The organism is Sphaerisporangium album (assembly GCF_003323745.1).
Lineage (GTDB): Bacteria > Actinomycetota > Actinomycetes > Streptosporangiales > Streptosporangiaceae > Sphaerisporangium > Sphaerisporangium album.
Genome location: NZ_QOIL01000009.1, coordinates 202,688 through 229,368, shown reverse-complemented (window position 1 = coordinate 229,368; position 26,681 = coordinate 202,688). Strand labels below are relative to the sequence as shown.

The following is a 26,681-nucleotide window of genomic DNA, read 5'->3' as shown; positions in this document are numbered from 1 at the left end:
CGACCTGAAGCGCGGAGCGGGCCGGGCGACCGGAAGGGCGGAGTGGGCCGGGCGGCGTGAGGCCTGGACCGAGGGGGGCACGACGCCCGGCCGTTCTGACTGTCCAGTCAATAATTGGGTCTTGCCCTCCTTTCGCCGTGACCATATCCTCCGGATCACTTGTTAGTTAACTTTCCTAACGAAGGGAAAGCGTGACGAACTCGACGATCCGGGGGCCTCCCGATGCCCGAAATATGGGGGGATATGCGGATGAACACCAGCGCGCACCGGCCTCATGGCGGCCGGACCTGAGGCGTCCCGCGGGGCGCCGATCACTTGTCCTCCACCAGGGAGCGATCATGCGACATCTCGTGCGCACTCTTGTCCTGACCGCGATCTTCACAATGCTTGTCGGTCCCCTCGCGCCGGTCGGCGCGGGAGCGGCGGCGACCCGGTACGAAGCGGAGAACGCCACCATCTCCCAGGGACTCGTGGAATCCAACCATGCCGGATACAGCGGAACCGGCTTCGTCAACTACGACAACCTCACCGGCGGCTACGTGCAGTTCACGGTGAACGCGGCGTCGGCCGGCACGGCCGCGATCACGCTGCGGTACGCCAACGGCACCACGGTCAACCGTCCCATGACCATCGCCGTCAACGGCACGGCCGTCTCCGCGAACCTCGCCTTCAACGGAACGGGCGCGTGGACCACCTGGGCCTCCACCACGGTCAGCGCGCCGGTGAACGCCGGGTCCAACACGATCCGCGCGACCGCGACCACCGCGAACGGCGGCCCGAACCTGGACTACGTGGACGTCGAGGTGACCACCGGCGGCGGAGGCGGCACCCCCGCCTCGATCAACGGGCAGCTCCGCGTGTGCGGCACCAAGCTGTGCAACCAGTACGGCAAGCCCATCCAGCTCCGCGGCATGAGCAGCCACGGCCTCCAGTGGTACTACCAGTGCCTGAACACGGCCTCGCTGGACGCGCTCGCCCGCGACTGGAACGCGGACGTCCTGCGCATCTCCATGTACATCCAGGAGGACGGCTACGAGACGAACCCGCGCCTGTTCACCGACCGCGTGCACACCCTCATCGATATGGCGACCGCCCGGGGGATGTACGCGATCGTCGACTGGCACATGCTCACCCCGGGCGACCCGAACTACAACCTGAGCAGGGCGAAGACGTTCTTCACCGAGATCGCCCAGCGTCACAACGCCAAGACCAACCTGCTCTACGAGATCGCCAACGAGCCGAACGGCGTCGCCTGGTCGCGCGTCAAGAGCTACGCCGAGGAGCTGATCCCGGTGATCCGCGCCCAGGACCCCGACACGCCGATCCTCGTCGGCACGCGGGCGTGGTCCTCGCTCGGCGTCTCCGACGGCGCGACCGAGACCGAAGTGATCAACAATCCGGTCAACGCCACCAACATCATGTACACCTTCCACTTCTACGCGGCCTCGCACGGCACCGAGTACTTGAACGCCCTCTCGCGCGCCGCCGACCGCATCCCCATGTTCGTCACCGAGTTCGGCACCCAGACGGCGAGCGGCGACGGGAGCAACGACTTCACCCGGGCGCAGCAGTACATCGACCTGATGGCGCAGAAGAAGATCAGCTGGACGAACTGGAACTACTCCGACGACTCGCGGTCCGGCGCGGTGTTCACGGGAGGGACCTGCCCGGGCGGTTCCTTCAGTGGCACCTCGCGCCTGAAGCCGGCCGGTGTCTGGGTCCGTGACCGGATCCGGACGCCTGACGACTTCCCGACGGGCTGACCGGCCCGGGTCCCGCACGGGCGGCGCGGCACGCCGTCCGTGCGGGACCCACCCCTGATGACCCCAGGCTCGGGTTGCCCCGGATTCGCGCCCGCGCGTATGTTCGACGGGCGCCGGGGATCATCGGAAGAGGCTGCCATGGGTACGGTCGTGCTGGACATCACGATGTCGCTGGACGGTTTCGTCGCGACCCCGGACCACGACACCGAGCGGCTGCACGCCTGGGTGTTCGCCGACGCCGGGCAGACCGTCTTCGGGCCCGAGGTGCGCGAGCTGATGCGGACGTCGTGGACGGGCGCGGTGGTGGCGGGCAGGCGGACGTACGACGTGTCGGGCGGCTGGGGCGGCGAGCCTCCGGTGCCCGTCCCCTACTTCGTGGTGTCCCACGACGTGCCGGACGACGCCGGGCCGCGGTTCACCTTCGTCGCCGACGTGCGCGGCGCGGTGGAGAAGGCCCGAGCCGCGGCGGGCGACGGGGGCGTCTACGTGATGGGCGGGCCGGACATCGCGCGGCAGTGCCTCGACGACGGCCTGCTCGACGAGATCCGCATCCACCTCGTGCCCGTGCTGCTCGGCGACGGCGTCCGCCTCTTCGGCGCGCTCAGGGCGGGCCCGGTCGAGCTGGGGACGCCGCGCGTGCGCGAGTTCCCCTTGAGGACGGAGCTGACCTTCCCCGTCCTCAAGTGACGTCTAGGCCCACTGGCGCAGCGTGGTCGGGACGCGCCAGACCTCCTTGTCCAGGGTGATGTCCAGGCGCAGGTCCTGCCGGCGGCGTCGCAGGCCGGGCACCCGGAAGCGGTCCTGAACGGAGAAGCGGCCGTGGCGCGGGTAGCCGAAGCCGATGGCGTCGGGCAGAACCCGCAGGTCGTCGCGGTTGCCGCAGCTCGGGCACGTCCACGCGACGAGGTCCATGCCGCGGTCGTAGTCGTGGCAGGCGAGAAAATACTCGTCCGGCCGGAACCGGGACTCACATGCGTAGCACGGAATCAACATCGGGATCCGCTCCTTGCAACTCCTGGCGCGGTTATCGCGTCCCCCTGTGATACCTGTACCCCCTTGACCGCCGCTTGCGAGGAGCTTGCCCGCCCGGTGCCCCAGGTGATTCGGCCGATGTCCCACATGTCCCATCAGGCGGCTTTCGTGGTGTTGATCCGGTGTTGATCGGACATTGAGCCCCGGGGGCGAGCCTTGCGGTGTCGGCACGGAACTTGGGGGGTTCGAGGTCCGTGTCACGTCCGGCCGGTCGTCGATGCGAGGCGGCCGGTCGCCGCGAGGCGCGACCGGTGACCACCGGGCCCCCAGCGTCACGCGGTGGCAGACGGCCGGCCGGGCACCTCACCACCAGATCAAGGCACTTCAGCTCCAAGCACTTAACGGCGGATGTGAGCCTTCCATATATCCGTCACCGTTGAGTGTGGATCCGGATACTTTCCGCTGAGCCGTGCGGGCAAGTGCGGCACTCGATCAGGACACGGTAGGTCAAAGGTGATCAATCACGTGCGGATGACGAGGCTCGACGACGACCCCTTCAGCGTCCGCGACCTAATCGCTGATCTGATCGAGCTTCAGCAGGGCTCTGAGGTCGTCGGCCTCGGGGGATCCCAGCCGGGTGAAGATGTCCAGGGCCCGCTTGAGGCAGTCACCGCTGCGCCGGACGCTGCCGAGCCCGGCGAGCGCCCGTCCTAGGACGGTCAGCGACAGCGCCTCGCCGTACGGATGGCCGATCTCCCTGCTCAGCGTGAGCGCCTGCTCGGCGTGCCGGGCCGCGTCCTTGTACCGCTCGGCGGTGATGAAGGTCTCGGCCAGCCGGCAGCAGACCCGCTGCTCCCACACCTTCTGCCCGCCCGCGCGGAAGAAGTCCAGGCACTCCGCGTGGTGGACGACGGCCTCGGTCAGCCGCCCCACGCGGGACAGCACGACGCCGAGCTGGTAGCGCGCCCGGGCCATCCCGGCGCCGCTGCCGAGCTCGGAGAACAGCGACAGCCCGCGCTCGGCCGCGGCGATGGCCTCGTCGACGCTGCCGAGGGCGAGGTGGTCGCGGGCCGAGTAGCTGGCCACGAGCGCCTCCCCGCCCACCGCGCCGCTCTCCTTGAACGCCTTGAGCGCCGAGTCGAACCAGGCCAGCGCCTCCTCGTGCCGGCGCCTGCGCCCGGCGACGACGGCGAGCGCGTTGAGGATCTCCCCGTTGACGATGGCGTCGCCGGTGACCTCCGCCAGCTCCAGCGCGGTGCGGAACTCGGTGTCGGCGTCGCGCAGCCGGTTCGCCACGAACAGCACCCGCCCGAGGACGTACCGGCAGCGCAGCTCGCTCACCTTGTCGCCGATGGCCTGCGCCGCGGCGAGCATCCCGCTCGCGCGCCCGGCGAACTCACGGGCGAACGCGCCCGACTCCAGCAGCGGCTCCATGGCGAGCAGCAGGTCGGCGGCGGGCAGCAGGCTCTCGGGGGTACGCGCGGACTCGGCGGCCTGGCCGATGGCGGCGAACAGCGTCTCCGCCTCGATCGTCAGCCAGGTGACGGCCTCGTCGGCGCTGGCGAAGGTCCGGCCCGGGACCCCCAGCGACACCAGGTGCGCGCAGATGACGCTGCCCTCGTACGCGAGCCGGTGCGCGGCCTGGGCGGAGGCGAGGTAGAACCCGAGCAGCCGCCGCAGGGCCTGCGCGACGGCGTCCGCGCTCTCGCTGAGCTCGACCTGCTTGCGCGCGAACAGCCGCAGCAGGTCGTGGTAGCGGTAACGACCCGGCGCGGGGGCTTCGAGCAGGCTCACGTCGACCAGGGACTCCAGCATGTCCTCGGTCTCCGTCATGCTCAGCCCCAGCAGCGAGGCCGCCGCCTGGACCGACACGTCGGGGCCGTTCGGCAGCGAGAGCAGGCGGAACGCGCGGGCCTGCGCCGCGTCCAGGTGCCCGTAGCCGAGGGAGAAGGTGGCGTGGACGCCCAGGTGACCGATGCGCATCTCGTCGAGGCGGCGCCGCTCGTCGGCGAGCCGGGGAACGAGCGAGGCGACCGTCCAGGCGGGCCTGGCCGCGAGCCGCGCGGCGACGATGCGGACGGCGAGCGGCAGGAAGCCGCAGATGGCCACCACGTCCATGGCGGCGGCGTGCTCGACGGCCACGCGCTCGGGCCCGGCGACGGCCGCGAACAGCCCCAGCGCCTCCTCGGGCTCCATGACCTCCAGGTCGACCAGCCGGGCCGACGGCAGGTCCGCCAGCTTGCCCCGGCTCGTGACGATCGCCGCGCAGCCCGCGGTGCCCGGCAGCAGGTGCTCGACCTGCTCGGCGTCGCGCGCGTTGTCCAGCAGCACGATCATGCGGCGGTCGGCGAGCAGCGAGCGGAACAGGGCGCCGCGCTCGGCCAGGCCGTCGGGGATGATGTCGACCGGGATGCGGAGCGCGCGCAGGAACGCCGCGAGCACCGACTCGGGGGCGGTCGGCTCCTCGCCGTATCCGCGCAGGTCCGCGTACAGCTGCCCGTCCGGGAACACCTCGTGCAGCGAGTGGGCCACGTGCACCGCGAGGGTCGTCTTGCCGACCCCGCCGATGCCCGACACGGCGGCGACCGGCACGCCCTCGCCGCCGCTGACGCTGGTCAGCAGCGTGCGCAGCCGGTTCACGACCTCCCTGCGGCCGGTGAAGTCGTTCACGGCGGCGGGGAGCTGCGCCGGGCGCGGCATCTCCTGGACGGTTTCGTGCTCGCCGTCCCCGGCGTCCGCGCCGGCGGCGGGGGTCTCGGCCCTGCCGTCCCCGTCGGACGCGGGCTTCTGGCGGACCGGCCGCGCCTTGGCCCAGGCCAGGTGCGGGTCGGCGGCGAGGATCCTCTGGTGCAGGGACGCCAGCTCGTGGCCCGGATCGATGCCGAGCTCCTCGACCAGCGCGCGGCGGATGTCGCCGAAGACGGCGAGCGCGTCGGCCTGCCGGCCGCACCGGTAGTAGGCGAGCATGAGCTGGCCGCGCAGGCGTTCCCTGAGCGGGTGCTCGGAGGTCAGCGCGATGAGCTCGTGGACCACGTCGGCGTGCCGGCCGAGCTCCAGGTCCAGCTCCATGAGGGTTTCGACGACGCCGACGCGGCGCTCGACGAGACGGCCGCGCTGGCTCTCGATGTACGGCCCGACGGCTCCGGCCAGCGGCTCGCCGGACCACAGGCCGAGGGCGCGGCGCAGGGTGCCGGCGGCTCCGGGCAGGTCGCCCGCGCGGCGCTCGGTCTCGGCCTCGGTGACGAGCCGCTCGAACTCGGCCAGGTCGAAGGCGCCCGGCGGCAGGCGCAGCGCGTAGCCGCGTCCGACCGAGGTCAGCAGCTCGGGGCGCATGCGCGGCGAGCGGTCGGGTTCGAGCACGGCGCGCAGCCGGGAGACGTACGTGCGCAGCGCGCCGAGCGCCCGGGGCGGCGCCTCGTCCCCCCAGATGGCGTCGATCATCTCGGTGGGGGACACCGCCCTGCCCTCGCGGAGCAGCAGCATGGCGAGGATGGAACGTTGCAGTGGCGTGCCCAGTTCCAGCTCCCGGCCGTCCTGCCAGGCCAGCACCGGCCCGAGTACCGCGAAGCGAAGGCCAGCCTCATCGCCATGACCAGCCATTGTCCTGAGTTCCCCACCCTTTTGCCGTTTGTAACCAAAGCATAGATCCCCCGTGCTTCAAGTCCCTATGCGATGGCGGTTACGTTAATCCAGGCGTTGATTGCCCGTTGATTTCGCGTTGACCCCGCACGTCCATGCTGAGGGCAGTCGAGCGTGGCCCCGGTGCGGGGGCGGCCACACGCGACGCGGGCCTTCACCGCCGGATCCGGCCCTGACACGGATCCGGCAGGGCCGCACATATTCGGTACGCGATCCGGCCCGGCGGGGGCCGTCCCGGATCGAACGCGCTCATCGCGAATTCTCCGCACACGTCCGGCTCCGGCGGGAGCCTCGTCGCGGTCACCGGAAAAACGACGTGACCGCCCCTTCAAGCGCTCTGCATGCGACGTAAGGCCGTTGTAAGTGACTTGCAGGCGCTCGGTTCTATTACTTGGACGTACGCCCCGGGCAGCAGGAAAACCGGGGAACCCCTCAGATCAGGAGAACCAAGATGCGCCGCTCGATCCGTACCATGCTGGGACTCGCCGCCGCCACCACCGTCCTCGCGGTGGGCGTGCCGGCCCTCGCCACCTCGGCGAACGCCGCGACGACCACGAAGGCCGCCGCCACCTTCGACTTCGACGACCAGTGGGGCTACGAGTACTCGAAGTACTTCCACGGCTCCCGCGCCAAGGCCCGCGGCGACGTGTGGGAGGACGACGACTCCCGCATCCACGTCAGCGGCAAGCTCTACGACAAGAACTCCCCGAACTACCTGTGCGGCTACGTCCAGGTGAAGTTCGAGAACTCCGACGGTGACGAGTCCACCTACTGGGCCAAGAAGTGCGGCTCCAGCGGTTACCGCTCGTTCCACTTCTTCGAGGACGACGTCGACACCGCGCAGGTCCGCGTCTGCTACTTCGACAACTACCAGAACAAGAAGGTCTACTGCGGCCGCTGGGACTACGTCTACGAGAGCGACGACCAGGAGTAATCCTCCCGGGGGGACACGGGGGCAGCGGGGAAACGGTGGGGAGAACAGCACGGCCCGCCCGGAAGCGGCGAAGCTTCCGGGCGGGCCGTGTGTTCCATGAGTTCATCGCAGGGACGGGGACGTCACGCCGCTTCCAGGAGGCCCAGCCTCCCGAGCATCCGTTCTCGGACGCCCGGCCATTCGGAACTCAGGATGGAGTAGTACGCCGTATCTCGGACCGTGTCGTCGGCGCCTCGGCTCTCCGCCCGCCGCACCCCGTCGAGGTGTGCGCCGAGGGCTTCGATGGCGGCCCGGGAGCGTTGGTTGCGTACGTCTGCCTTCAGGGTGATGCGGTGGACCTGCCAGGTCTCGAAGGCGTGCGAGAGCATGAGGAACTTGCTCTCCCGGTTCACGCTGGTGCCCTGGGCCGATGCGGCCAGCCAGGTGTAACCGATGTCCGCCACGGACGGGACCTCGCCCACCACGCCCCGCGTTCCCGGAGGCCACGGCAGGGGACCCTGCCAGTACTCCAGGTGCATCAGACGGGTGGCACCGACGATTCTGTCGGTGTGGAGCCACCGGATGGCGAACGGCAACGTGCGGCCGTCCGCCTGCTCAGCCAGAGCCGCCTCGACGTACGAGGTCATCTCTTCCCGGCCTGCGGGAACCCGAGTGAAGGCGTAGGTGGAGCGGTCTTCACTCGCCGCGGCGACCAGGTCGTCGACCACCGCGAGGCTGAGTGGTTCCAGGCGCACGGAGCGCCCGGACAGGGTGACAAAAGCGGGCATGAGCACATGATGAGGGCTCCCCTGCATACGCTGGGCCAAATCATGTGGAACAACTTGGTGCGTGTCCGGGAAAGCGGTGATGCGAAGCATGAAACCGCAGGTCAGCGCACTGTTGTCCATGATCGCCAGGGCTCTCGCGAAGGTAAAGGTTCGGCAATAAAGGCTACGGGGTGGCCGGAACCAGCGTCGGCGGGATCCACGCGGCGTAGCGACGTCGATCGGTGAGCGCGTCGAGCGCCTCGCCGAGGTGCGCGAGCGACTCGGCGACCCAGGGAAGCTCCAGCGGTCGGTCGGCGCTCAGCGCGGCCAGCCGCTGCTCCTCCGCCTCGCCGTACAGCAGGCTCGTGGCCACCCGCACGCGCAGCGCGCCGGGCGCGTCGCCGAAGGCCGTGCCGGGCAGCACGCCCACGCCGTGCCCGTCGAGCAGGGACGCGGCCAGCTCACCCGAGGTCGCGAACCGCCCGAGCGGCGCCAGGTCCGGGTAGAGGTAGAAGCCGCCCTGCGGGGTGTGGACGCGGGCGCCCGCCCGGGCGAAACGCTCGGCCACCGCGCGTGCCACGATGCCGTGCAGCCTCCTGCTCGCCGCGACGCGCTCGACCAGCTCCGGCGGTTCGGTGTACGCGTACGCGGCCGCGTGCTGCACCGGTGCGGCGGGGCTGGACCAGATCTCCGAGGCGATGGCGAGCAGCCGGTCGCGCAGCGGGGCGGAGGTGAGCCGCGCGACGCCGATGCGCCAGCCGCCGAGGGCGTGGCTCTTGCTGAGCCCGCTCGTGACGACGGTCCGCTCGGGGGCGACGTCGGCGGGGCTGAGGAACGCGGCCCGCTCGTCGTGGACGAGGTCGCGGTAGATCTCGTCGGAGATGATCATCAGGTCCAGGTCGCGGGCGAGCTGCGCCAGGCGCCGCACGGTGCGGGGGCTCGCCAGCCTGCCGGTGGGGTTGTCCGGCAGCGTGACCAGCATCGACCCGACCGTACGCCCCGACGCGCGGGCCCGCCGTACGGCCTCGGCCACCCGCTCCGGGTCGGGTGCCCCTCCCTCGCCGGGGGGCACCGGGACCATGATCGGGCGGACGCCGGCCAGGTCGGCCTGGGCCGCGTAGCTGACCCAGCTCGGCGCGGGCAACACGATGTCGCCGCCGATCGCCGGCAGCAGCGCGTACAGCAGGGGCTTGCTGCCGGGGCCGCACACGACCAGGCCGGGGTCGGTGGGCAGGCCCCTGCGGGTCCAGTACCCGGCCGCGGCCTCACGCAGGGAGGCGGCGCCGGCCACGGGACCGTAGCCGTTGTCCGGCGAGGCCGCGGCGAGACGCTCGCGCAGCGCCGGGTGGACGGGGAGGCCGGCCTCTCCGAAGGCCAGGTTCAGGACCCGTTGCCCGGCGCGGCGTCTTCGGGTGATTTCCTCGTTAGCCGCCAATGTGGCCGAAAGCGTGATGTTCACGGCGATAACCTCCTCGCACTCGGGACGTGCCCAGCATGCGCGGGTACACCCATCAGAACAAGCGAGGCTTTTCGTGGGTGACCATAAGGAGAACCGATGCTCGACCTGCGGCGCCTGACCTTGCTGTGCGAGTTCGCCCGCAGAGGCAGCATCGCCGCCACCGCGGCCGCACTCGGCTACAGCGCCTCGGCGGTGTCGCAGCAGCTCGCGGCCCTGGAACGCGAGACCGGCACCGCCTTGATCGACCGCACCTCGCGCAGCGCCGAGCTCACCGACGCCGGCCACCGCCTGGTCGAGCACGGCGAGCGCATCCTCGCCATGGTCGAGACCGCCGAGTCCGACCTGTCCGCGCACGCGGCCACCCCGTCCGGGCGCGTGGTGATCACCGCCTTCCCGACCGCCGCGATCGCGTTCGCCCCCGTGCTGGCCAGGTCGCTGCGCCGCCACACCGCGCTGACGCTGCGCCTGCGGCAGAGCAGGTCCGGGCGGGGCATGCGCGAGGTGCGGTCCGGCGAGGTCGACATCGCGCTCGTGGACGACTGGTACGGGCACACCGCCCGGGTGTCCGACACGCTGCGCGTCTATCCGCTGCTGCGCGATCCGCTCGTGCTGGTCGTCCCCCGGCGCCATCCCATGGCCGACCCCTCCAACCCGGTGGACATGCGGCGCCTGCGCGAGGAGCCGTGGATGGCCACCCCGGACGGCGAGCCGTCCCGCCTGGCCGTGGACCGCCTGCTCGCGGAGGTCGGCGGCGCGCAGCCGGTGACGTGGGAGTTCGAGGGGCTCGGGACGATCCTCGGCCTGGTCGCCAAGGGCATCGGGATCGCGGCCGTGCCCGCGCTGGCGCTGGCGGCGGGCGTGCGCGGCATCGCCGTGCGGGAACTGCCCGGCGAGCCGATCACCCGCGAGGTCAAGGCGGTGGTGCGCGGGTCGAGCGTGAACCGTCCGTCGATCGCGGCCACCCTGCGCGCCGTGCACGTGGCGGCGCGCTACCTGGCCGCCGACCTCGCGCCGGTCCGCTTCTCGGCCACGGACGGCTGACGCCGCCACACGCGTGCCGGACGCCGTGACGCCGCGCCCGGCTCGGACGCCGCGGCGCGTGCGGCCCGGACGCGCGACGGGGCCGCACGGCCGTTAAGCCGTACGACCCCGCCTCGCGAGCCTGGCGCGGGTCAGCAGTCGACCAGGTCGGGGCTCTGGTTGAGGATCTGCGACCGCGCCGTGATGAACTCGGCGTGCGCCTTCTCGGCCGTCGGGTCGAACACGGCGACGCGGTGGCAGTTCTGGAAGGCGAGCCGGACGCCGAAGTGGCGCTCCAGCGCCCCGCGCATCGCGTCGCTGGCGAGGCAGCGCAGGAGCTGGCCGCGGGCGGCCTCGTCCGGGGGCGGGGTGTGGTTGTCGGCGAACTCCGCGCCGCTCTCCCGGCGTTGCCGGACCAGACCGGTGATCAGCGCCCAGGCGTACGGCAGCGAGTCGCGGACGCAGGCCACGAAGGCCTCGTCGTCGACCTCGCCGGCGCGGGCCTGGTCGAGCAGCTCGTTGGGAACGGTCAGCGACATGCGTGGTTCTCCTTCTGCGGAGGGGACGGATTCGACGTTAAGCGGGCGAGTTGTCCGGCTGAAGGTGGCGGGACGGCGACAGTCACGTAGGACGGCGGCCCGCCGCGCCGCGTGTCACCGCGTGGTGAGGGTGGGACGGCGGCCGTACACGAAGTCGGGGTCGATCTGCTGGAGCAGGTCCTGGCCGGTGGCGCGGTTGGCCCACGCGTGGGCGTTGCGCGTGTGGAACTCGACGGTCTGGCGGCCGAACTTGTCCCAGTCCTTGGTCTGGGCGTCAAGGTGGTCGCGCAGCACGCCGAGGGCGCGGTGGCCCTCCGGCTCCAGGTCGTCCAGCGTGAAGGGACGGCCCTGCTCCATGGCCCGGATCGCCGGGGAGTGGGGCAGGGTGACCAGCAGGTGGTCGCCGACGTGCTCGCGCAGGAACGCGACGTCGCCCTCGGAATGGATCTTGTTGCCGACGACGGCGAGGGGCACGTCGAAGTCGCGTGCGTGCTCGCGGTACTGGTTGTAGACGCCGATGCCCTGGCGGGTGGGCTCGGCGACCAGGTACGTCATGTCGAAGCGGGTGAACATGCCCGAGGCGAAGCTGTCGCCGCCCGCGGTCATGTCGACGATGACGTGCTCGCCGGGGCCGTCGACCAGGTGGTTGAGGAAGAGCTCGACGGCGCCGACCTTGGAGTGGTAGCAGGCCACGCCCAGGTCGTCCTCGCTGAAGGGGCCCGTGACCATGAGCCGCAGGCCGGGGACGGCGGGGACCGTCGTGGCGTGCTCGCGGGCGAAGTACGGGTCGTCCAGGGTGATCAGCCGGGATCCGGAGCCCGGCGGGGTCGTCTTCACCATGGCGGCGGCCGAGGGGATGCGCGGGTTGTCGCCGCGCAGGTAGTCCTTGATCTGGGTGATGGCGAGGCCCATGGGCGGGGGAAGCTGGTCGGAGCCGAGTCCCAGGGCCAGGCCCAGGTGCTGGTTGATGTCGGCGTCGATGGCCACCACCGGGCCGCCCTGGCGGGCCAGGTGCCGGGCGAAGAGCGACGACAGGGTGGTCTTCCCGCTTCCACCCTTACCCACGAACGCAACTCTCATGACTCGGATCCAATCTGATTATGAAAACCATTGCAAGTACCGCGGTCACTATCCTGCCATGCGCGCTGATCCCTTCGGGCCGCCTTACGAGGTCATGGCCCTGAAGTGAGCGAGGTGGCCTGCCGCTGCGTCTCCGTGGAGTGGCGGAAATGTAGTGGGTGGAGAGGAGGTGCCCTCGCGGCCGGAATGGGACTGTCTTGCCTCGTCTGTCCCTTTATCGCACACGCCGGGCGAGTCGAGGATGGGTGTAGGCGTGCGGATTTTCGGGGAGGAGTGCGGAAATCCGACAACCCCGGTTGCGGTGGCTGGTTACGGACGGCCTGACGCGCCGACGTCCGGTTCCCGGGCCGGGACGCAGAGGGCTCCTGGGTCGGCGCGGATATTCGGGGACCATGGTGCCTATCGGCGGATTAACCGGAATAGTCGGAATCGCGGGGGTTGGGCCGGCCATCCGTCGGGGACCGTGATCGGAGGTCCCGCCCGGCCGAGCCGAGGCCGTCCCGACGGCGGTCGCGCGGCGCGATCTCGGAGGGTCGCCCGCGGCGGCCGGTGCCCGTTGAGTAGGGTTCCTGACATCCTGCGGTACTCGGACAAGGGGTGACAGGTGGCGGCCACATCCTCTCCGCCGTCGAGCGGAGAACGCGCCGACGACAAACTGCGTGCCTGGCTGCTGCACGGCCTGCTCCAGTCCGATCGCCGGTCCGTCGGGCACCACGCCGACCCGGCGCCGCACGAGCAGCACCGCTGGTGGCAGGTCATGTGCCTCACCGGCGTCGACTACTTCTCGACGCTCGGCTACCAGCCGGGCATCGCCGCGCTCGCCGCCGGGGCGCTGTCTCCCGTGGCGACGCTGCTGCTGGTCGCGCTGACGCTGTTCGGTGCCCTGCCGACCTACCGCGCGGTCGCGGCCGAGAGCCCCAACGGCCTCGGCTCGCTGTCGATGCTCGAAGGGCTGCTGCCCGGGTGGCGCGGCAAGCTGCTGGTGCTGTTCCTGCTGGGCTTCGTCGCCACCGCGTTCGTCGTCACGATCACGCTGTCGGCCGCCGACGCCACGGCGCACATCCTGCAGAACCCGTTCGTCCCCGACTTCTTCGACGGGTGGAAGGTCCCGATCACGCTCGTGCTGGTCGCCCTGCTCGGCCTGGTGTTCCTCGGCGGGTTCAGCGAGGCGATCGGCCTGGCCGTCGTGCTCGTGGCCGTCTACCTGCTGCTGAACGTGGTGGTCGTGGCGACCTCGGTCGTGCAGGCCATCGCGCGTCCGCAGTTGGTGGGCGACTGGCAGAACGCCCTGACGACCGAGCATTCGGGGCCGCTCGCAATGATCGCGGTGTCGCTGTACGTGATGCCCAAGCTCGCGCTCGGCATGTCCGGGTTCGAGACCGGCGTCGCGGTCATGCCGCTGATCAAGGGCGAGCTGCGGGAGCGCGTGAAGGGCGCGCGGCTGCTGCTCACCACCGCCGCGCTGGTCATGAGCGTGTTCCTGATCGCCAGCAGCTTCGCGACCAGCGTGCTCATCCCGTCCGAGGAGTTCAAGGAGGGCGGCAAGGCCAGCGGGCGCGCCCTCGCGTACCTCGCGCACGAGTACCTCGGTGACCTGTTCGGCACCTTGTACGACCTCAGCACGATCGCCATCCTGTGGTTCGCCGGGGCCTCGGCCATGGCCGGGCTGCTCAACATCGTCCCCCGCTACCTGCCGCGCTACGGCATGGCCCCCGACTGGACGCGCGCCGTCCGTCCCCTGGTGCTCGTGTTCACGGGCATCGCCTTCGCCATCACGATCTACTTCAACGCGGGCGTGGAGGAGCAGGGCGGCGCGTACGCGACGGGCGTGCTGGCGCTGATCCTGTCGGCGGCGGTCGCGGTGACGCTGTCCGCCTGGCAGAAGCGCAGGAAGGGCAGGGCGGCGGGCTTCGGCGTGGTGTCGCTGATCCTCGCGTACACGGCCGTCGCCAACGTCATCGAGCGGCCCGACGGCCTGAAGATCGCGTTCTTCTTCGTGGTCGCCATCGTGGTCACCTCCCTCATCTCCCGCGCCACACGCTCCACCGAGCTGCGGGTGAGCGCGATCGAGCTGGACGAGACGGCCAAGGGGCTCATCGAGGTGCCCGGCAAGATCCGGATCATCGCCAACGAGCCCGACGCGCGGGACGCGAAGGAGTACGCGGACAAGGACTACGAGACCCGGCGCAACCACCACCTTCCCGAGGACGAGCCCCTGCTGTTCCTGGAGGTGACGGTGGAGGACGCCTCGGAGTTCCACTCCGAGCTGTGCGTCCGGGGCGAGCAGCGGCACGGGTACAAGATCCTGCGGGTGCAGGGGGCGACCATCCCGAACGCCATCGCCGCCGTCCTGCTGCACATCCGGGACGAGACGGGCAAGCTGCCGCACGTCTACTTCCACTGGTCGGAGGGCAACCCGATCGCGGCGCTGCTGCGCTACCTGGTCTTCGGCGGGGGCGACGTCGCGCCGCTCACCCGCGAGGTGCTGCGCCAGGCCGAGCCTGACGACACCCGCCGCCCGCCGGTGCACGTCGGCTGACGACGCGGTTCACCGGAGGGGGAGCTGTCGCACATTCCGTGGTTGGGTCGGTTGAGCAAGTCACGGTTCGGACGTCCTGACAGTAGCTGTCTCGTGGTGAGGCTCGACTCGCCCTGTCCGTCCTGCAACGGTGAGTACCGAAAGAGAAGAAGGCAGGGCAGATCGTGATCTGTCCCATTTTCTACCTGAAATTAGGACGTGTCCGAAGGGAGCCGCACCAATTGCACGTGCCTTCACCTTCACCACGCAGTTCCCCGCGGGCAGGGATGAGCAATGATGTCGGTGTGCCGATTGCTGAATCCGGCACGCCACCACGGCAAGTGTCGTCTTGCTGGCCGCCATCGCGGCGGTCGTCTCCTACAAGCACATGCATCAGCTGGCGATCCATCACGGCGTAAGCGCTTGAATGGGCCATCTATCCCTCCGCCGGTCAACGGCATGATCGTAACATCAGTTCATAAACCGTCATCACGGCGGAGAAGTAGTGATCATCATCATCAATGGCGAAAACCCTGCCCGTTCCCGATCGTTTGGAAGATAGTCTCTAGCGTGCAGAACTGAGCGGTCGGCGGTGAGGGAGACTGCGTGCTGGACCAGCGGAACCATCAAGGCAAGTTCGCCGAAGACTACGTCCGGGCGCTTGCCTCCGCCGCAGGGCTTCTCGTCTACAAGGACGACGTTGACCATGACGGTATCGACCTCGGATTCCGTTATCCCGGGAGAACCGGCCACATCGCTTCGCCCGCGATCGAGGTACAGGTCAAGTCATGGTCGACGCCCGCATGCAAGGGACCGGACCTGTACTTTCGCGGGTTGAACGAGGTTCAGTACAACAAGCTCGTCGCCGGCCCTTTTCTTGTTCCGCGTTACCTGTTCGTTGTCGTGGTTCCAGCCGAAAGTGATCGTTACGCACGGGTGGAGACCGAAGGGCTGATGCTCAGCCGGCTCTGCTACTACCGGGGATTCGAGGGTGAGTCACCCATCACCTCCCCGAGCACGAAGCGACACCCTTCTGTCCGGGTGCCGCTGGGCAACGTCCTCACGGTTCGCGCCCTGCGCGAGCTCGTCGGAGCGCCCACAGGTACGCTCGCGTGATCACAAACCTGTCCGTCGCCGACATCAACGGCTATCTCGCCGCGACCGGCTGGGTACGTCAGCCCGAAGACTGGCGAGGCGCGGCCGTCTGGGTACATGAAGACGATCACGAGATCCTGGTGCCGGGGACCGACGAACTCAGTGACGGGGCCCGCCGCATCAGAGAGATCCTCGCACTGCTGGCGAGGCTGGAAGGCCGCTCCCGCGAGGAGATCGCCTCTGACATCGGCGCTCCCATGGCTGACGTCCAGTGGTACCGCGCCCCGATCGTCCCGCTGGAGGGACACTTCGGGCTCGTGGATGCGGTCACTGCACTCACCAGTGCCGAAGCCGCCCTGAGCGCGGCGGCCCGTGCCGTTGTGACGGGCCCTCGGCCGGCATTCGACGGTGGGACGCCCAAGGCAGTACGCGACCTGCTGGCCCGCGCGTGGATCGGACCGATCGTACCGTCTCAGAACATTCTCGCGATACGCGTCCCCTTGGATCATGACCACTCCGGTGACCAGCCACTGGCACGCCGGAGCCTGGTCCTTCTCCAGCGCGCGACCGTGCTGTTGCACGAAGCCAGCGCCGAGGCGCACAGAACCGGAGATATCAGCGTCTTCGACGGCATCGTACGCGATGGTGTGTCAGCCGATCTCTGCGTCGCCCTTGCGCGGTTCGCCGGCCCCGATCCCGGGACCCGTTTCGAGGTCGGCTTCCGCTGGGCGCGGGCGATGCCTTCGGAGTTGCCGGCGAGCAAGGTGGTCTTCGAGGCCGAGACGGGAATACTGCTCCGCCGTGTCGCACACCGGCTTCGGCGTCTTCCCCGGCAGAACGCCTCGGTCACGGGTCTCATCGGCACGCTCTTCGACAACGGCGGCGAGGACCGCTTCCGCGTTCACGTCCGTGGCGAGGTGTTCGTCGGAGATGGTGAACCCCGTAAGGCGATATGGGTGCGGCTGCCCGGCGAAACGGCGTACGACCTGGCCGTGGAGGCGCACCGGAACAGGACACCCGTGCGCGCTCACGGCACGCTCATGGAAGTCCACCGCCGACTTGAACTGATGGCGACGAGCTTCGACAGGGTGCCTGTCGATCGGACTGAGGAGAGCTGACCATGGCGGAAACGGCAAGTGGAACTCGAGAACGGGCACTGCTTCTTGGTCTGATGACGCTCGGTGGCTCGGCGTCCAACCCCCAACTCAAGGAACGTTTCGGGGATGCGCTCGACGGCGAGGCACGACGCCGTGTGAACAAACGCGGTCTTGTCGAAAGCAGCAAGATCGACAGAGCCTTTCATCACACCCTGACCGACGAGGGCTGGGCCTGGTGCGTGGCACAGCTCGAGGACACCGCCCCGGCAAGGGCGGGATCGTTTGCCCGCACCCTCTACAGTGTCCTCGGCCTGATCAAGGGCTACCTTGACGCGGCGGACATGAGCCTGGCCGATTTCGTCGTCACGGCGCGGACGAGCCATGCGGAGAGCGCCGCGCTCGACGATCTGACTGAGACGATCCGAAACGCCTACTGGCAACTGGCACGCCAACCGCAGGACTGGGTGCTCCTGACAAAGTTACGCCCGCTCCTGGGAGACTCTCCGCGGGACGAGGTCGATAAGGCGCTGCAGATGATGGAACGGCTTCCGGACGTCCATCTGGTACCTGAGGCGGACCAGAAGATGCTGACCGACGGAGACAGGAAAGCGGCCGTGCTCGTGAGTGGAGTGAGCAAGCACCTGCTGGCGATCGAGGTGCGATGAACGAGATCGAGGAACGGGCACTGCGGGCCATCACCAGGGTCCTCGACTGGGCGCCGACGGCCGAACATGCCTGGAACGCACCCCCGTTCCATGTCGAGGGCATGCACCCCAGAGCGGAGCGGCTCATCCTGGACGGCATCGAGGAGGCATCCCACGCCTCCCGGACCAGCCCGCTCGGGGTGGTGATCCAGGGAGAGGGGGGTGTCGGCAAGACCCACCTCCTCGGCTGGGTCAGGGGCCAGATAGCACAGGCGGGTGGCTACTTCTTCCTGGTGGACTTCAGCGCGGGAGAAGACTTCTGGCGCCAGACCACGGCGGCGATGGTGGAAGATCTCGGCCGCTCCATAGGGAGCTCGGACGATCCGATCCAGGCGATGGTGGCGCTGCGTGCGCTGGCTGACCTCGCGGGAACCGGTCATCGGATCGGCGCGGCGATCGAACGTGGGTCGAGCATCACCCGTGAAGACCTCGACGCTCTGGTGAACGGCCTGCTGGCCAGAGACCGGGGGCTCGTGCGGTGTCGGGACACCATCCGGGCGTTGGCGCTGTACGCCGCCGCCTCCGGCCCGGGTCTCGAAGTGGCCCATGATCACTTGATGTCGACCGAAGAGGCCGAGGAAGGCGCTCGTCAAGCCTGGGGAATGGGCAAAGCGGTGAAGAGCCCTCACGACATCGCAATCGACCTCTCAATGATCCTCGCGCTGACGGGTCCCAGCGTCATCGCAGTGGACCAGGTCGACGCGACCCTCGAACACTCCCGATCGCTCACGCGGACACAAGCCGTCACCGTAGCGCCCGGCACGGATCAGCAGTCGAATCTGATCGACGAGATCGCGCGCGGCCTCATGGCCCTGCGGCACGTCACCCAACGAACACTCTGTCTGGTGGCCTGCCTTCCCTCGTCGTGGAAACTGATCACGGACCGAGGCATCGGGACGGCGCAGGATAGGTTCCGGCCGTCGCTGATCCTCGACACGATCGCGAACGCGGAGATCGCTCGGACCATGATCGAGCGGCGCTTGGCCGTGGCCTTCTCCACTGCGGGCTTCACCCCGCCCGGTCCGGTCTGGCCGATCGCTCCCCCGGCGTTCGAAACAGCGGCAGGTCTCACTCCGAGAAGAGTGCTTCGGCGCATCCACGCACACGTCGAGGCGTGCCGAGCAGAAGACACGGTTCGCCTTTTGGAACGTTTCGATCAAGGCGGCGCGGACTACCAACGTCAGATTCCCGCTGAAATCATCCCCGCCGTACGTGAAACGGACCTGGCACGGCTGGATGGCCGCTTCGCCGAATTGCTTACACAGGCCGATACAGATAACGCGTTCGACCCTGACCATGAGGATGAACTCGCTCCTCCGCTGCTCGCCGCAGGTCTTAACGCCTGGATCATGGAGCAGGGCGAGGCTGGGGGCACCTTCTCAGTCGATCCGCCACCGGGTCGCAGGCCGACCCTCCACGCAAGACTTCGCCAGGCGCTCAACCCGGATTCGGAGGAACAACGCCATTGGACGTTCCGCATGATCGGGGCACCGCATCATAACGCAGCGCTGAAACGGCTGACAGACGGTATGGACGCGTCAGGTCTCGGCCCTGAGACACCCGAGCGGTGTTTCATCGTCCTGCGCAACCACGCATGGTCGGACGGACGGGCAACCCAGGCCCTCGTGGCGCGGCTCAAGGAGTATGGCGGGCAGTCGGTGACGATACGCGGTGACGACCTGCGCGTGTTCGACGCCCTGCGCCGGATGGCGGACGATAAGGACCAGGAGTTCGAAGCCTGGCTGAGGGTCCGCCGTCCGGCGAGCGGCACCGAACTACTCAGCAACCTGCTCGGCGCGCTCACGCCGCCCGATTCCGCCCCGCCCCTTCAGCCACCCGCCCAGCAGCGTGATTTGCGGGCGGAGACGTCACCCGGTTCCTCGGATGCCCGTGTTCCGGTCATCCCGGTCGGCCGAAGGTTGGACACCGGTACGGACCTCGATCTGAAGGTGAGCATGCTGGCTCGGCACACGGCCGTCTTCGCCGGATCTGGATCCGGCAAGACCGTGTTCCTGCGACGCCTCGTGGAGGAATGCGCGCTTAACGGGGTGTCCTCCATCGTTCTCGACTCGAACAACGACCTCGCTCGGCTGGGCGATCCCTGGCCCACTCCGCCTTCCGGGTGGGGAGCCGACGACCCGGCCAAGGCGGCCCGATACTTCGACGAAGTCGACGTCGTGGTGTGGACGCCGGGCCGCTCCCGTGGACGCCCGCTCAGCTTCCATCCGCTTCCGGACTTCACAGCCGTCCTGGATGACGGTGACGAACTGGAATCCGCGCTGAGTATCGCAGTGGAGGCGCTCGCCCCTCGGGCCAAAGTCGAGGGAGCGAGCGCCAAGGCTCGCAAGGGCAAGGCTGTGCTCCGCCAGGCGCTGCAGCATTTCGCGCGCTCGGGTGCCGGCGACTTTACGGCCTTCCTCGGCATGCTCTCCGCTCTGCCCCTCGAGGTGAGCCAGATCGACCGAGCGGACCAGATCGCCGCCGAGCTGGGGCAACTTCTGACCGCCGCCACGATCACCGACCCGCTCTTCGCGGGTGCCAGCGAGTCGGCGGATCCCGTTCGACTGCTTACTCCGTCGGCAGGCAAACGAGCACGCATCTCGGTCATCAGCTTCATCGGTCTCAGTGAGGATGCGCGGCCGGGATTCGTTAGCCAACTGCAAATGGCCCTGTTCTCATGGATCAAGCGGAACCCGGCGCGAGGCCGCCCTCTGAGCGGCCTCTACGTGGTGGACGAGGCGCAGGCCCTTGTGCCGGCGACATCCAAGACCGAGGCACTGGCCAGCACCCTGACCCTGGCGTCGCAGGCACGCAAGTACGGCCTCGGCTTGGTCTTCGCCACCCAAACACCGCGCGGCCTGCACAACCAGATCGCGGGGAACGCCACAACGCAATTCATCGGCAGAATCAACAGCCCAACACAGATCGACGTAGTCAAGGGGTTGGCGCAATCCCGCGGTGGTCGAGCCGACCGGGTGGGACGACTGGAAACCGGACAGTTCTACACCTCGACCGAGGGCATTCCCGAGGTGCTGATCCGCACGCCGCTGTGTCTCAGCCATCACCCCGCCGACCCGCTCACGGAACAGGAGATCATGCAGCGCGCAGCCCCATGAAAGCGCATCGTCCATCCAGCTTGTGCTGTTCCGTGGAGTCGCGTTGGTCGGCGTCAAAGCCATCTGGGTGTTCGTTCATAAACGTCTCGTATCGGATGGGGGTGTGCATCCCCAGAGCGCTGTGGCGTCCTTGCCGGTTTGGAAGATCTCCAGGCGCTCGAAGGTAACGTTCGCCAGTTCGATGCGGGTTCTGTCATCGGCCAAGTGCGTGCGGTTCTTCCATGAAATTCTGATGCGATGCGAGGGGTGAGCGGCCAGCCGTGAGGAGGTTCGTCGACGAGCGCGCCGAGCGTGATCACTCGTCGAGGCCGACGACATTCCCGAACTCCAGCGCCTGGCGGCAGGCATCCGCCGCGACCAGGACCGACACACCTTTATAACGGATCCACGGACCATCTAGGCGGCCCATGATCGTGCCGTAGGGCACACTCCTGAGAGCGCTGCGCGAGCTCGCCAGGGCTTACGAGGGCGCCGGGTCGACGCAGTGCGGGACTGAGGAACGCCCCCGACGGTCATGTGACCGGCGGGGCGTGGCTGCGGACGATGCGGCATGGGGCTCAGGACACGGCCTGAGCCCCATGCCGACGAGCTATCTCGTTGATCCGCTCGGCCAACGCGAAGTCGAGTTCGGTCACCACATCGCCGGCGGTGTGCGTAGTCATGGCGAACCGCAACCGATCCCATCGGATGTCGATGTCCGGCCGGTGCTCCAGCTCGATTGCTGCCACGCCGACCTCGGCGACGATGCGGATTGCCGTGTCGTACTCGACGGCGTAGGTCCGGCTGATCTCGGCAGTGTCGCCGGACCATCCGGTGTCGCCGAGTCGCTCCGTGACGCTTTCGGACGTTAGGGGCGTCCGTAAACTCACGTGCTACCTCCTTAGGCTGCCCAGGGCTGCCCTGAGCTGTCGGCCGGGTCGCTCCTTAGCCCACGGTTTCATGCGCGTCTCAAGCGTCTGTAGCTCCCTTCGCATTCGCGCCGAGCCTGTTTCTTCGACCAGGGTGACGACTTGCCCAGCGATCTCTACTGCCTGTTCCGGCTCACTGCGAGCCGCGAGCGCCTGTGCCTGACGTGCAAGGAACACGCCCGCGTCTCTCCGGGCTCCGGCGGACATGGCAGGAAGTGTCTGGTCCCACAGCGCCAACGCCTCATCGAGCACATCGAGCCGGACATAGCAGGTAGCCCGCTGGACGTCGAGATAGTGGGGCGTCAGGCATGCACTGCCCCACGGATACGCGTCGTCCATCTGCTCGACCAGGGCGGCGGCTCTGTCCAGCAAACGGTCACACTCGTCTCGGGCGTCGGCACCACCCATGAGCGATCGGCCGTGGGCTGCCTGCTGTAGGGCGAGCACTCGCACCTTTGCGCAGAGCTTCGATTCATGCACCAACGCCGCCTCAGCCAGGTCGACGACGCTCGCGCCGTCGCCCATGTCCGCGTATAGCATCGCCTTGTTGTGCAGGGCAAAGCCGACGAGTTGCGGGTCAAGCGAGCGATGTGCGCGCTCCAGCGTCACGTCATGCCAGTACACCGACCGATTGAGGTCCCCGCCGTCCTGGTAGAGCCAGCCGATGAAGGCCGCGTACCCGGTCGCCAACGCCCACATTGCCGGGCGCAGTGCGCCGCGGGCTTCGTCGGCGAGCTCGCACAGCAGTTGATACTGCGCACTCACGATGGGGGTGAGGCGTAGCGCTCCGAGGTGGCGATCGGCGACGTAGTGGCCTGCGAGTTGCTCACGGAAGTAGTCGACGAGTTCGGGCGCGACGCGATTGGTCGGCCGGTGGGCTATCGAGGGCCCCGCGGGACTAGTCAGGGCTCTGGCGTCCGGACGCACGAGCGCCACGAGGGCGCCGCCGGCCTTCAAGGTCGAATCGAGTAACTCGGCCAGCGGGAGCGATGGAACCTTGTGGTCGTTGGCGACCTTGGACAAGTACCCGACGTCGTAGTGGATGGTCTTGGCGAGCCCGCGCAATGACACCCCGCGCTCAGCCAAGAGCGCCCGCATCTGCTCGCCGAAGGTCGTCGTCATGGCCGTCCCGAGTGTTGACCGCGTGTTGACCATGTTGACCCGGGCGCACAGAGCAACAGGCCAACACTCCCAACCGTAACCGCCCCGCTGCTTGCATGGCAGCCACGCCACGCAAAGCGCTTGGCGGCCCCGGCCCGGTGCGGGAACACCGGGGGCTCCGGGGCCTTGATCAGGAATCGAGGTCCTGACCCGATGCCCAAGATTAGAGGCATTCGTGCTGTCCGCGTCCGCTGGAGTGCCGACGCTCCGCCGTTACCGCTCGGCTGCCGGTGGTGCGGCCACGCCCCCTACGCGCACGACTCGGCGAGCCTGCCGCATCGGCGTCATCACGAGTGGGAGCAGCCCACGGCCGCCCAGATGCGCGCCCGGCTGTCCGCGCGGCGCCGTCTGGGGTTGTGCGCCACCCCGTACGCCGCGGCGCCCTCGCGGCCGCTGGAGGTTCACCCGCCCGCGGCCGCGCCGCGCCCGGGCAGGCTCCACGAGCGGCCCGTCACGGCGCCCCACGGGCGACCCGTCGCGAGCCCCCTGCCCGCCGGGCGTGGCCGCGCCCCGGATACCGCGCCCTCGGGCAACCGGCGTACGCCGTACTGGCAGGGAGCGGCCGCGTGAGCCGGGCCCTCGGACGGCACCGAGACGGCACGGTGCCCAACGCCATGCTCGACAGCGAGCTGGCCACGCCGCGCCGGTGGGACCCTGAGCAGACGGCCGCGGCCGTCCAGCTCGACCGCGCCGAGTCCGGTTGGCACGTGATGTACGGCTCGTGGAGTCGCCGGTTCTTTGCCATCGCGCTGTGGTCGGACGAGCCGGTCATGGTGTACGCGCACACCGCCGGCGAACTGCGCGAGGTGATGCGCGACGTCGAGGCCGAAGCGATGGAGCGCCGGTTTCGGCCGTCGGTGAGGGTGGCATGAGCGGCCCGCGCAAGCACCGCGGCCCGGCCGAGCCGCCCGAGGCCGAGCCCACCGACCCCTACGGCTTCGGGCCCGGCGCGCGGATCTCGGTGGGCGGGTACTTCCCGCGGCTGTCCCTGGTCGATGGCCTCTGGTCGGAGGGACCTCGGGGCCCTATCACGCCGCTTGCGCGTGGCCCGATCTACGCGGTGGCGTTCGTCGGGGCATCCGGGATCCAGCACGCCGTGCCCTGGAAGACGGCCATCCCGTTCGTTGCGGCCGCTGCGGCGTGCGCCGCTCAGGCCACGGTCACGGCGATCAGCGGGGTGCCCGTCATGTGGACGCCGACCGACCACCTGGCCTGTGAGGACTGCGCCGTCGCCATCGCTGAGCAGGCGAGCCAGGAGGAACAGCCGTGACGCTCACCGCGACCCAAGGCAACGCAGATCACGGCTACCACGTCCCCACGTCGAAGCGCGACGCCGAGGTCATCGACTGGCAGCCCGCGACCCAGGCCGAGGACCGGCGGCGGGTGCTGCGCTGGACCTGCCGGTGCCGGAACGAGGTGTACTACCTGGTGTCGGCTGGCGGCCGCGGCTACATCGAACGCACCCGCGACGGCGAGGCGACCGTGCAGACCGCGCGGATGCGGCACGCGCAGATCGCCGAGCTGTGGGAGCGCATCCTGCTCGGGCAGGCCCGGTGATGGCGCCCTACCCCGACACCTCATGGCACGCGAGGTTCCTGGAGTTCGTCGCGCAGGGGATGAACTGGCCCTGCTCGTGACAGATCGGGGGCAGGGCCACCATCCAGCACGCCGCGGGGCCCTGATCGGGCCCCGTTTTTCTGCGCGGGGAGAGAGGCGCGGGAGAGGTTGGATGGGGTCGCTCACCCCCCTACCAAAATCGCTGGCACGTCTCGCAAGATCCTGCCTCTCGTCTTGGCCCTCTCGTATTCGGTGTCCACGGCATCTTCGAGCAGCGTCCGCTGGTCGCGAGCGTTGGATGGGTCGTGGGTCCGGCCGTGCGTGGTCACATGCACAAGGATTCCGCCATCTTCGAGCAGATCGAGCATGGTCACCCACTCACCGACGCCAGGCGAGCCACGCGAGGACTCCCACAGAAGGAGAACGTCAGCGCCGAACCGGCCGGTCCCCAGATCGCTCATGAGGCTGTGGAACTCGTCCCGTTCCTTGCGGGCGTAGCGCGATGCGGACGCGGCCACCTGTTCGGCGTACGGGTCCAGGAGCGTGATCCCGTGCCGGTCGGCGCGACCGCCTGTTGTCGCCGTGCTGCTGCGTCACGGATTGAGCCGTTCGGACCGATCCTTGGACACCCGGAGGTACTCACGGCCGGTGAGAAGGATCCTCTCGGTGAGGGAGCGGGGCAGCGTCGTCGTCATGGTTCCCATGGTGCCCCTAAGAAGGTTTCTCGACGTCGTCACGCCGGACCCACACAGCTCCGGAACCGTTGAAGGCAACGTCAACCGGATCAAGATGCTGAAACGGCAGGTTTACGGCCGAGCAGGGAGGAACCGGCCGGGTCAGCCGTTCGTGCCCGGAGGCCGGTAGTACTTGAACACCGACTCCATGGTCGGCCTGAGCCGTTCCCACTGGGAGGCCGTGACCGACCAGTCGATGACGCTGATCCGGTCGCCGGTGACGATCATGCGCTGTAGCTCGCGGTAGGCCACCCCGCGCACCGCCCACGAGTGGTACCCGGGCCCGGTCCAGGTGCTCTCCCACTCCGCGACGACGGCGCCCCGCCTGGACGGGACCTTCCCGAGCCGGACGCGGTGGTACTTCCGCACCGACCGGGACAGCGAGGCCTCGACCTCCGCGAGCAGGTCGGCCGGTTTCCTCCCGAGGGTGGGGATCACCTCCAGCCCGAGGTGGGCGATGCCCTCCGGCTCGGACCAGGTGTAGTAGTCCTCCTGGATGGACAGCCGCCAGCCTCTCGGCACCCCGGCCTTCCATCCCCGGCCGTTGTCGTACCACTTCAGCTTGAGCCGGACGGGCGCCGCCGCCGGGGTGAGGGAGGGGGACGGCGCGGCGGCGGTCGTGGGCGCGGCCGGGGTGGGCGCGCCGACGGGACCGGCGTTCGCGGGGTCGGCCGGGCGCAGGACCGCCCACCCGCCGATCGCCACCGCGGCGGCCGTGGCCGCGGCGACGACGGCCAGCACCCGCCCGCGGCGCCCGGCGCGACGTACGGGGGCCGCGCCTGCGGCCGGCGAGACGAGCGCGTCGAGCAGGCGCTTGGCCTCGGTGGGGCCCATGCGCCTGGCGGGGTCGGTGGCGAGCAGCCCGGCCAGGACGGCACGCAGTTCCTCGGGGGCCTTGGCCAGCTCGGCGTCCTGGGTGAGCAGCGTGGACAGCGCTCCCCGGGTGCCCTCGAAGGGCGGCTTGCCGACGACGGTGGCGAACAGCGTCGCGCCGAGGGACCACAGGTCGGAGGCCGGCCCTGCGGGGGTGCCGCCCGCGCGTTCGGGGGCGAGGAAGCCCGGGGAGCCGGTCGCGCCGCCGCGCGGGGCGCGCGGGTCGCCGGGCGAGGTGGAGGTGGCGATGCCGAAGTCGCTGAGGACGACGCGCCCGTCGTAGCCGATGAGGATGTTCGCCGGTTTGACGTCGCGGTGCACGATGCCCGCGGCGTGCGCGACGGACAGGGCGGTGAGCACTTCGGTGGCGATCGTGGCCGCGCGGGTCACCGACAGGGTGCCCTCGCCGGCGATCACCCGGTCGAGCGAGCGGGACGGGACGAGCTCCATGATTATCCACGGACGGCCGTCCTCGTCGGCCACGTCGAAGACGCTCACGATGTTGCGGTGGTTGAGCCGCGCCGCCATGCGGGCCTCGCGCGCCGTGCTCTGGATCATGCTGAGCCGCTGGCGCGAGGTCAGCGTGTCCGGGATCAGGACTTCCTTGATCGCGACCGGACGGTCCAGGAGCGTGTCGTGTCCCTCCCAGACCATGCCCATGCCGCCCTGGCCCAGGGCGCGCATCAGCCGGTACCGCTTGACCACTAGCTGCCCTGGAGTTCCCATCGGCGATGCCCCCTCGCGGGCGATGAAGCGATAATTCAGC

The 26,681-nt window shown here is 69.3% G+C and carries 25 protein-coding genes; 14 read left to right on the top strand and 11 right to left on the bottom strand.

The annotated features are described in order from the left end of the window. Positions 1–338: 338 nt before the first annotated feature. Together DQ384_RS43955 and DQ384_RS17915 are read left to right on the top strand one after the other, a co-directional pair. Entirely contained in the window at positions 339–1,763 is a 1,425-nt protein-coding gene (locus DQ384_RS43955) for a cellulase family glycosylhydrolase (protein WP_114029976.1), read from the top strand. Between the two features lie 138 nt (positions 1,764–1,901). Continuing rightward, positions 1,902–2,450 carry a dihydrofolate reductase family protein gene (locus DQ384_RS17915; protein WP_181871271.1) on the top strand — a complete coding sequence of 183 codons (549 nt, stop codon included), beginning with the start codon at positions 1,902–1,904 and terminating at the stop codon, positions 2,448–2,450. 3 nt (positions 2,451–2,453) lie between these two features. Here the strand turns inward: DQ384_RS17915 and DQ384_RS17910 are convergent, their stop codons facing one another. Beyond that, positions 2,454–2,756: a hypothetical protein gene (locus tag DQ384_RS17910; RefSeq protein WP_114029974.1), complete on the bottom strand. Its 303-nt coding sequence runs from the start codon at positions 2,754–2,756 to the stop codon at positions 2,454–2,456. A 549-nt stretch (positions 2,757–3,305) separates the two neighbouring features. Then, on the bottom strand, positions 3,306–6,284 hold the full coding sequence (locus DQ384_RS17905; protein WP_245966570.1) for an AfsR/SARP family transcriptional regulator: 2,979 nt from the start codon (positions 6,282–6,284) through the stop codon (positions 3,306–3,308). A 541-nt stretch (positions 6,285–6,825) separates the two neighbouring features. On the opposite strand from DQ384_RS17905, the gene DQ384_RS17900 reads away from it, so the two are divergent. Continuing rightward, positions 6,826–7,308 carry a hypothetical protein gene (locus DQ384_RS17900; protein WP_114029972.1) on the top strand — a complete coding sequence of 161 codons (483 nt, stop codon included), beginning with the start codon at positions 6,826–6,828 and terminating at the stop codon, positions 7,306–7,308. Between the two features lie 122 nt (positions 7,309–7,430). On the opposite strand, the gene DQ384_RS17895 is transcribed toward DQ384_RS17900, so the two are convergent. Together DQ384_RS17895 and DQ384_RS17890 are read right to left on the bottom strand one after the other, a co-directional pair. Beyond that, a complete protein-coding gene (locus tag DQ384_RS17895) occupies positions 7,431–8,075 on the bottom strand; it encodes a GNAT family N-acetyltransferase (RefSeq protein ID WP_114030077.1) in 645 nt (214 codons plus the stop codon). A gap of 163 nt (positions 8,076–8,238) precedes the next feature. After that, the gene (locus tag DQ384_RS17890; RefSeq protein ID WP_114029971.1) at positions 8,239–9,513 is read right to left on the bottom strand and encodes a pyridoxal phosphate-dependent aminotransferase; all 1,275 of its coding nucleotides are present in this window, start codon (positions 9,511–9,513) and stop codon (positions 8,239–8,241) included. A gap of 96 nt (positions 9,514–9,609) precedes the next feature. Between DQ384_RS17890 and DQ384_RS17885 the strand changes: the two genes are divergently transcribed. Next, positions 9,610–10,554 carry a LysR family transcriptional regulator gene (locus DQ384_RS17885; protein WP_114029970.1) on the top strand — a complete coding sequence of 315 codons (945 nt, stop codon included), beginning with the start codon at positions 9,610–9,612 and terminating at the stop codon, positions 10,552–10,554. A 131-nt stretch (positions 10,555–10,685) separates the two neighbouring features. Here the strand turns inward: DQ384_RS17885 and DQ384_RS17880 are convergent, their stop codons facing one another. Both DQ384_RS17880 and DQ384_RS17875 read right to left on the bottom strand, forming a co-directional pair. After that, positions 10,686–11,072 (bottom strand): SCO5389 family protein, encoded by a 387-nt coding sequence (locus tag DQ384_RS17880; protein ID WP_114029969.1) that lies wholly within the window; start codon positions 11,070–11,072, stop codon positions 10,686–10,688. Positions 11,073–11,186: 114 nt separating this feature from the next. Then, the gene (locus DQ384_RS17875) at positions 11,187–12,152 is read right to left on the bottom strand and encodes an ATP-binding protein (RefSeq protein ID WP_114029968.1); all 966 of its coding nucleotides are present in this window, start codon (positions 12,150–12,152) and stop codon (positions 11,187–11,189) included. A gap of 604 nt (positions 12,153–12,756) precedes the next feature. On the opposite strand from DQ384_RS17875, the gene DQ384_RS17870 reads away from it, so the two are divergent. From DQ384_RS17870 to DQ384_RS17845, 6 genes are all read left to right on the top strand, one after another. After that, a complete protein-coding gene (locus DQ384_RS17870) occupies positions 12,757–14,691 on the top strand; it encodes an amino acid transporter (RefSeq protein WP_114029967.1) in 1,935 nt (644 codons plus the stop codon). Between the two features lie 298 nt (positions 14,692–14,989). Further along, complete coding sequence (locus DQ384_RS44180) at positions 14,990–15,097, top strand: DUF2637 domain-containing protein (RefSeq protein WP_114030076.1); 108 nt, start codon at positions 14,990–14,992, stop codon at positions 15,095–15,097. A 179-nt stretch (positions 15,098–15,276) separates the two neighbouring features. Then, positions 15,277–15,786, top strand: coding sequence for a DUF4365 domain-containing protein (locus DQ384_RS17860; protein WP_114029966.1), 510 nt, complete (start codon positions 15,277–15,279; stop codon positions 15,784–15,786). Next, on the top strand, positions 15,783–16,883 hold the full coding sequence (locus tag DQ384_RS17855) for a hypothetical protein (RefSeq protein WP_245966569.1): 1,101 nt from the start codon (positions 15,783–15,785) through the stop codon (positions 16,881–16,883). Before DQ384_RS17860 ends, DQ384_RS17855 begins: the two co-directional genes overlap by 4 nt. A gap of 2 nt (positions 16,884–16,885) precedes the next feature. Beyond that, the gene (locus tag DQ384_RS17850) at positions 16,886–17,527 is read left to right on the top strand and encodes a hypothetical protein (RefSeq protein WP_114029965.1); all 642 of its coding nucleotides are present in this window, start codon (positions 16,886–16,888) and stop codon (positions 17,525–17,527) included. After that, entirely contained in the window at positions 17,524–20,682 is a 3,159-nt protein-coding gene (locus DQ384_RS17845; RefSeq protein ID WP_114029964.1) for a helicase HerA domain-containing protein, read from the top strand. Before DQ384_RS17850 ends, DQ384_RS17845 begins: the two co-directional genes overlap by 4 nt. Before the next feature lie 295 nt (positions 20,683–20,977). On the opposite strand, the gene DQ384_RS43645 is transcribed toward DQ384_RS17845, so the two are convergent. The 3 genes from DQ384_RS43645 to DQ384_RS17835 form a co-directional block, all read right to left on the bottom strand. Further along, the gene (locus DQ384_RS43645) at positions 20,978–21,109 is read right to left on the bottom strand and encodes a hypothetical protein (RefSeq protein ID WP_281274076.1); all 132 of its coding nucleotides are present in this window, start codon (positions 21,107–21,109) and stop codon (positions 20,978–20,980) included. A gap of 130 nt (positions 21,110–21,239) precedes the next feature. Next, the gene (locus tag DQ384_RS17840) at positions 21,240–21,551 is read right to left on the bottom strand and encodes a 4a-hydroxytetrahydrobiopterin dehydratase (protein ID WP_114029963.1); all 312 of its coding nucleotides are present in this window, start codon (positions 21,549–21,551) and stop codon (positions 21,240–21,242) included. Positions 21,552–21,554: 3 nt separating this feature from the next. Further along, the gene (locus DQ384_RS17835; protein WP_114029962.1) at positions 21,555–22,712 is read right to left on the bottom strand and encodes a helix-turn-helix domain-containing protein; all 1,158 of its coding nucleotides are present in this window, start codon (positions 22,710–22,712) and stop codon (positions 21,555–21,557) included. Between the two features lie 192 nt (positions 22,713–22,904). Here DQ384_RS17835 and DQ384_RS41300 point away from each other — a divergent pair, with 192 nt between their 5' ends. Genes DQ384_RS41300 through DQ384_RS17815 form a run of 4 tightly spaced genes read left to right on the top strand, consistent with a single transcriptional unit; the run spans position 22,905 to position 24,308 of the window. Further along, positions 22,905–23,321, top strand: coding sequence for a hypothetical protein (locus DQ384_RS41300; protein ID WP_181871270.1), 417 nt, complete (start codon positions 22,905–22,907; stop codon positions 23,319–23,321). Beyond that, positions 23,318–23,623 carry a hypothetical protein gene (locus DQ384_RS17825; protein ID WP_114029961.1) on the top strand — a complete coding sequence of 102 codons (306 nt, stop codon included), beginning with the start codon at positions 23,318–23,320 and terminating at the stop codon, positions 23,621–23,623. Before DQ384_RS41300 ends, DQ384_RS17825 begins: the two co-directional genes overlap by 4 nt. Further along, positions 23,620–24,021 carry a hypothetical protein gene (locus DQ384_RS17820; protein WP_114029960.1) on the top strand — a complete coding sequence of 134 codons (402 nt, stop codon included), beginning with the start codon at positions 23,620–23,622 and terminating at the stop codon, positions 24,019–24,021. The genes DQ384_RS17825 and DQ384_RS17820 overlap by 4 nt, the downstream gene beginning before the upstream one ends. Then, positions 24,018–24,308 carry a hypothetical protein gene (locus tag DQ384_RS17815; protein ID WP_114029959.1) on the top strand — a complete coding sequence of 97 codons (291 nt, stop codon included), beginning with the start codon at positions 24,018–24,020 and terminating at the stop codon, positions 24,306–24,308. The genes DQ384_RS17820 and DQ384_RS17815 overlap by 4 nt, the downstream gene beginning before the upstream one ends. A 182-nt stretch (positions 24,309–24,490) precedes the next feature. On the opposite strand, the gene DQ384_RS17810 is transcribed toward DQ384_RS17815, so the two are convergent. Next, positions 24,491–24,847, bottom strand: a complete 357-nt coding sequence (locus DQ384_RS17810) for a recombinase family protein (protein WP_484378256.1) — start codon at positions 24,845–24,847, stop codon at positions 24,491–24,493. Between the two features lie 297 nt (positions 24,848–25,144). Beyond that, complete coding sequence (locus DQ384_RS17800; protein ID WP_114029956.1) at positions 25,145–26,641, bottom strand: serine/threonine-protein kinase; 1,497 nt, start codon at positions 26,639–26,641, stop codon at positions 25,145–25,147. Between the last annotated feature and the right edge of the window lie 40 nt (positions 26,642–26,681).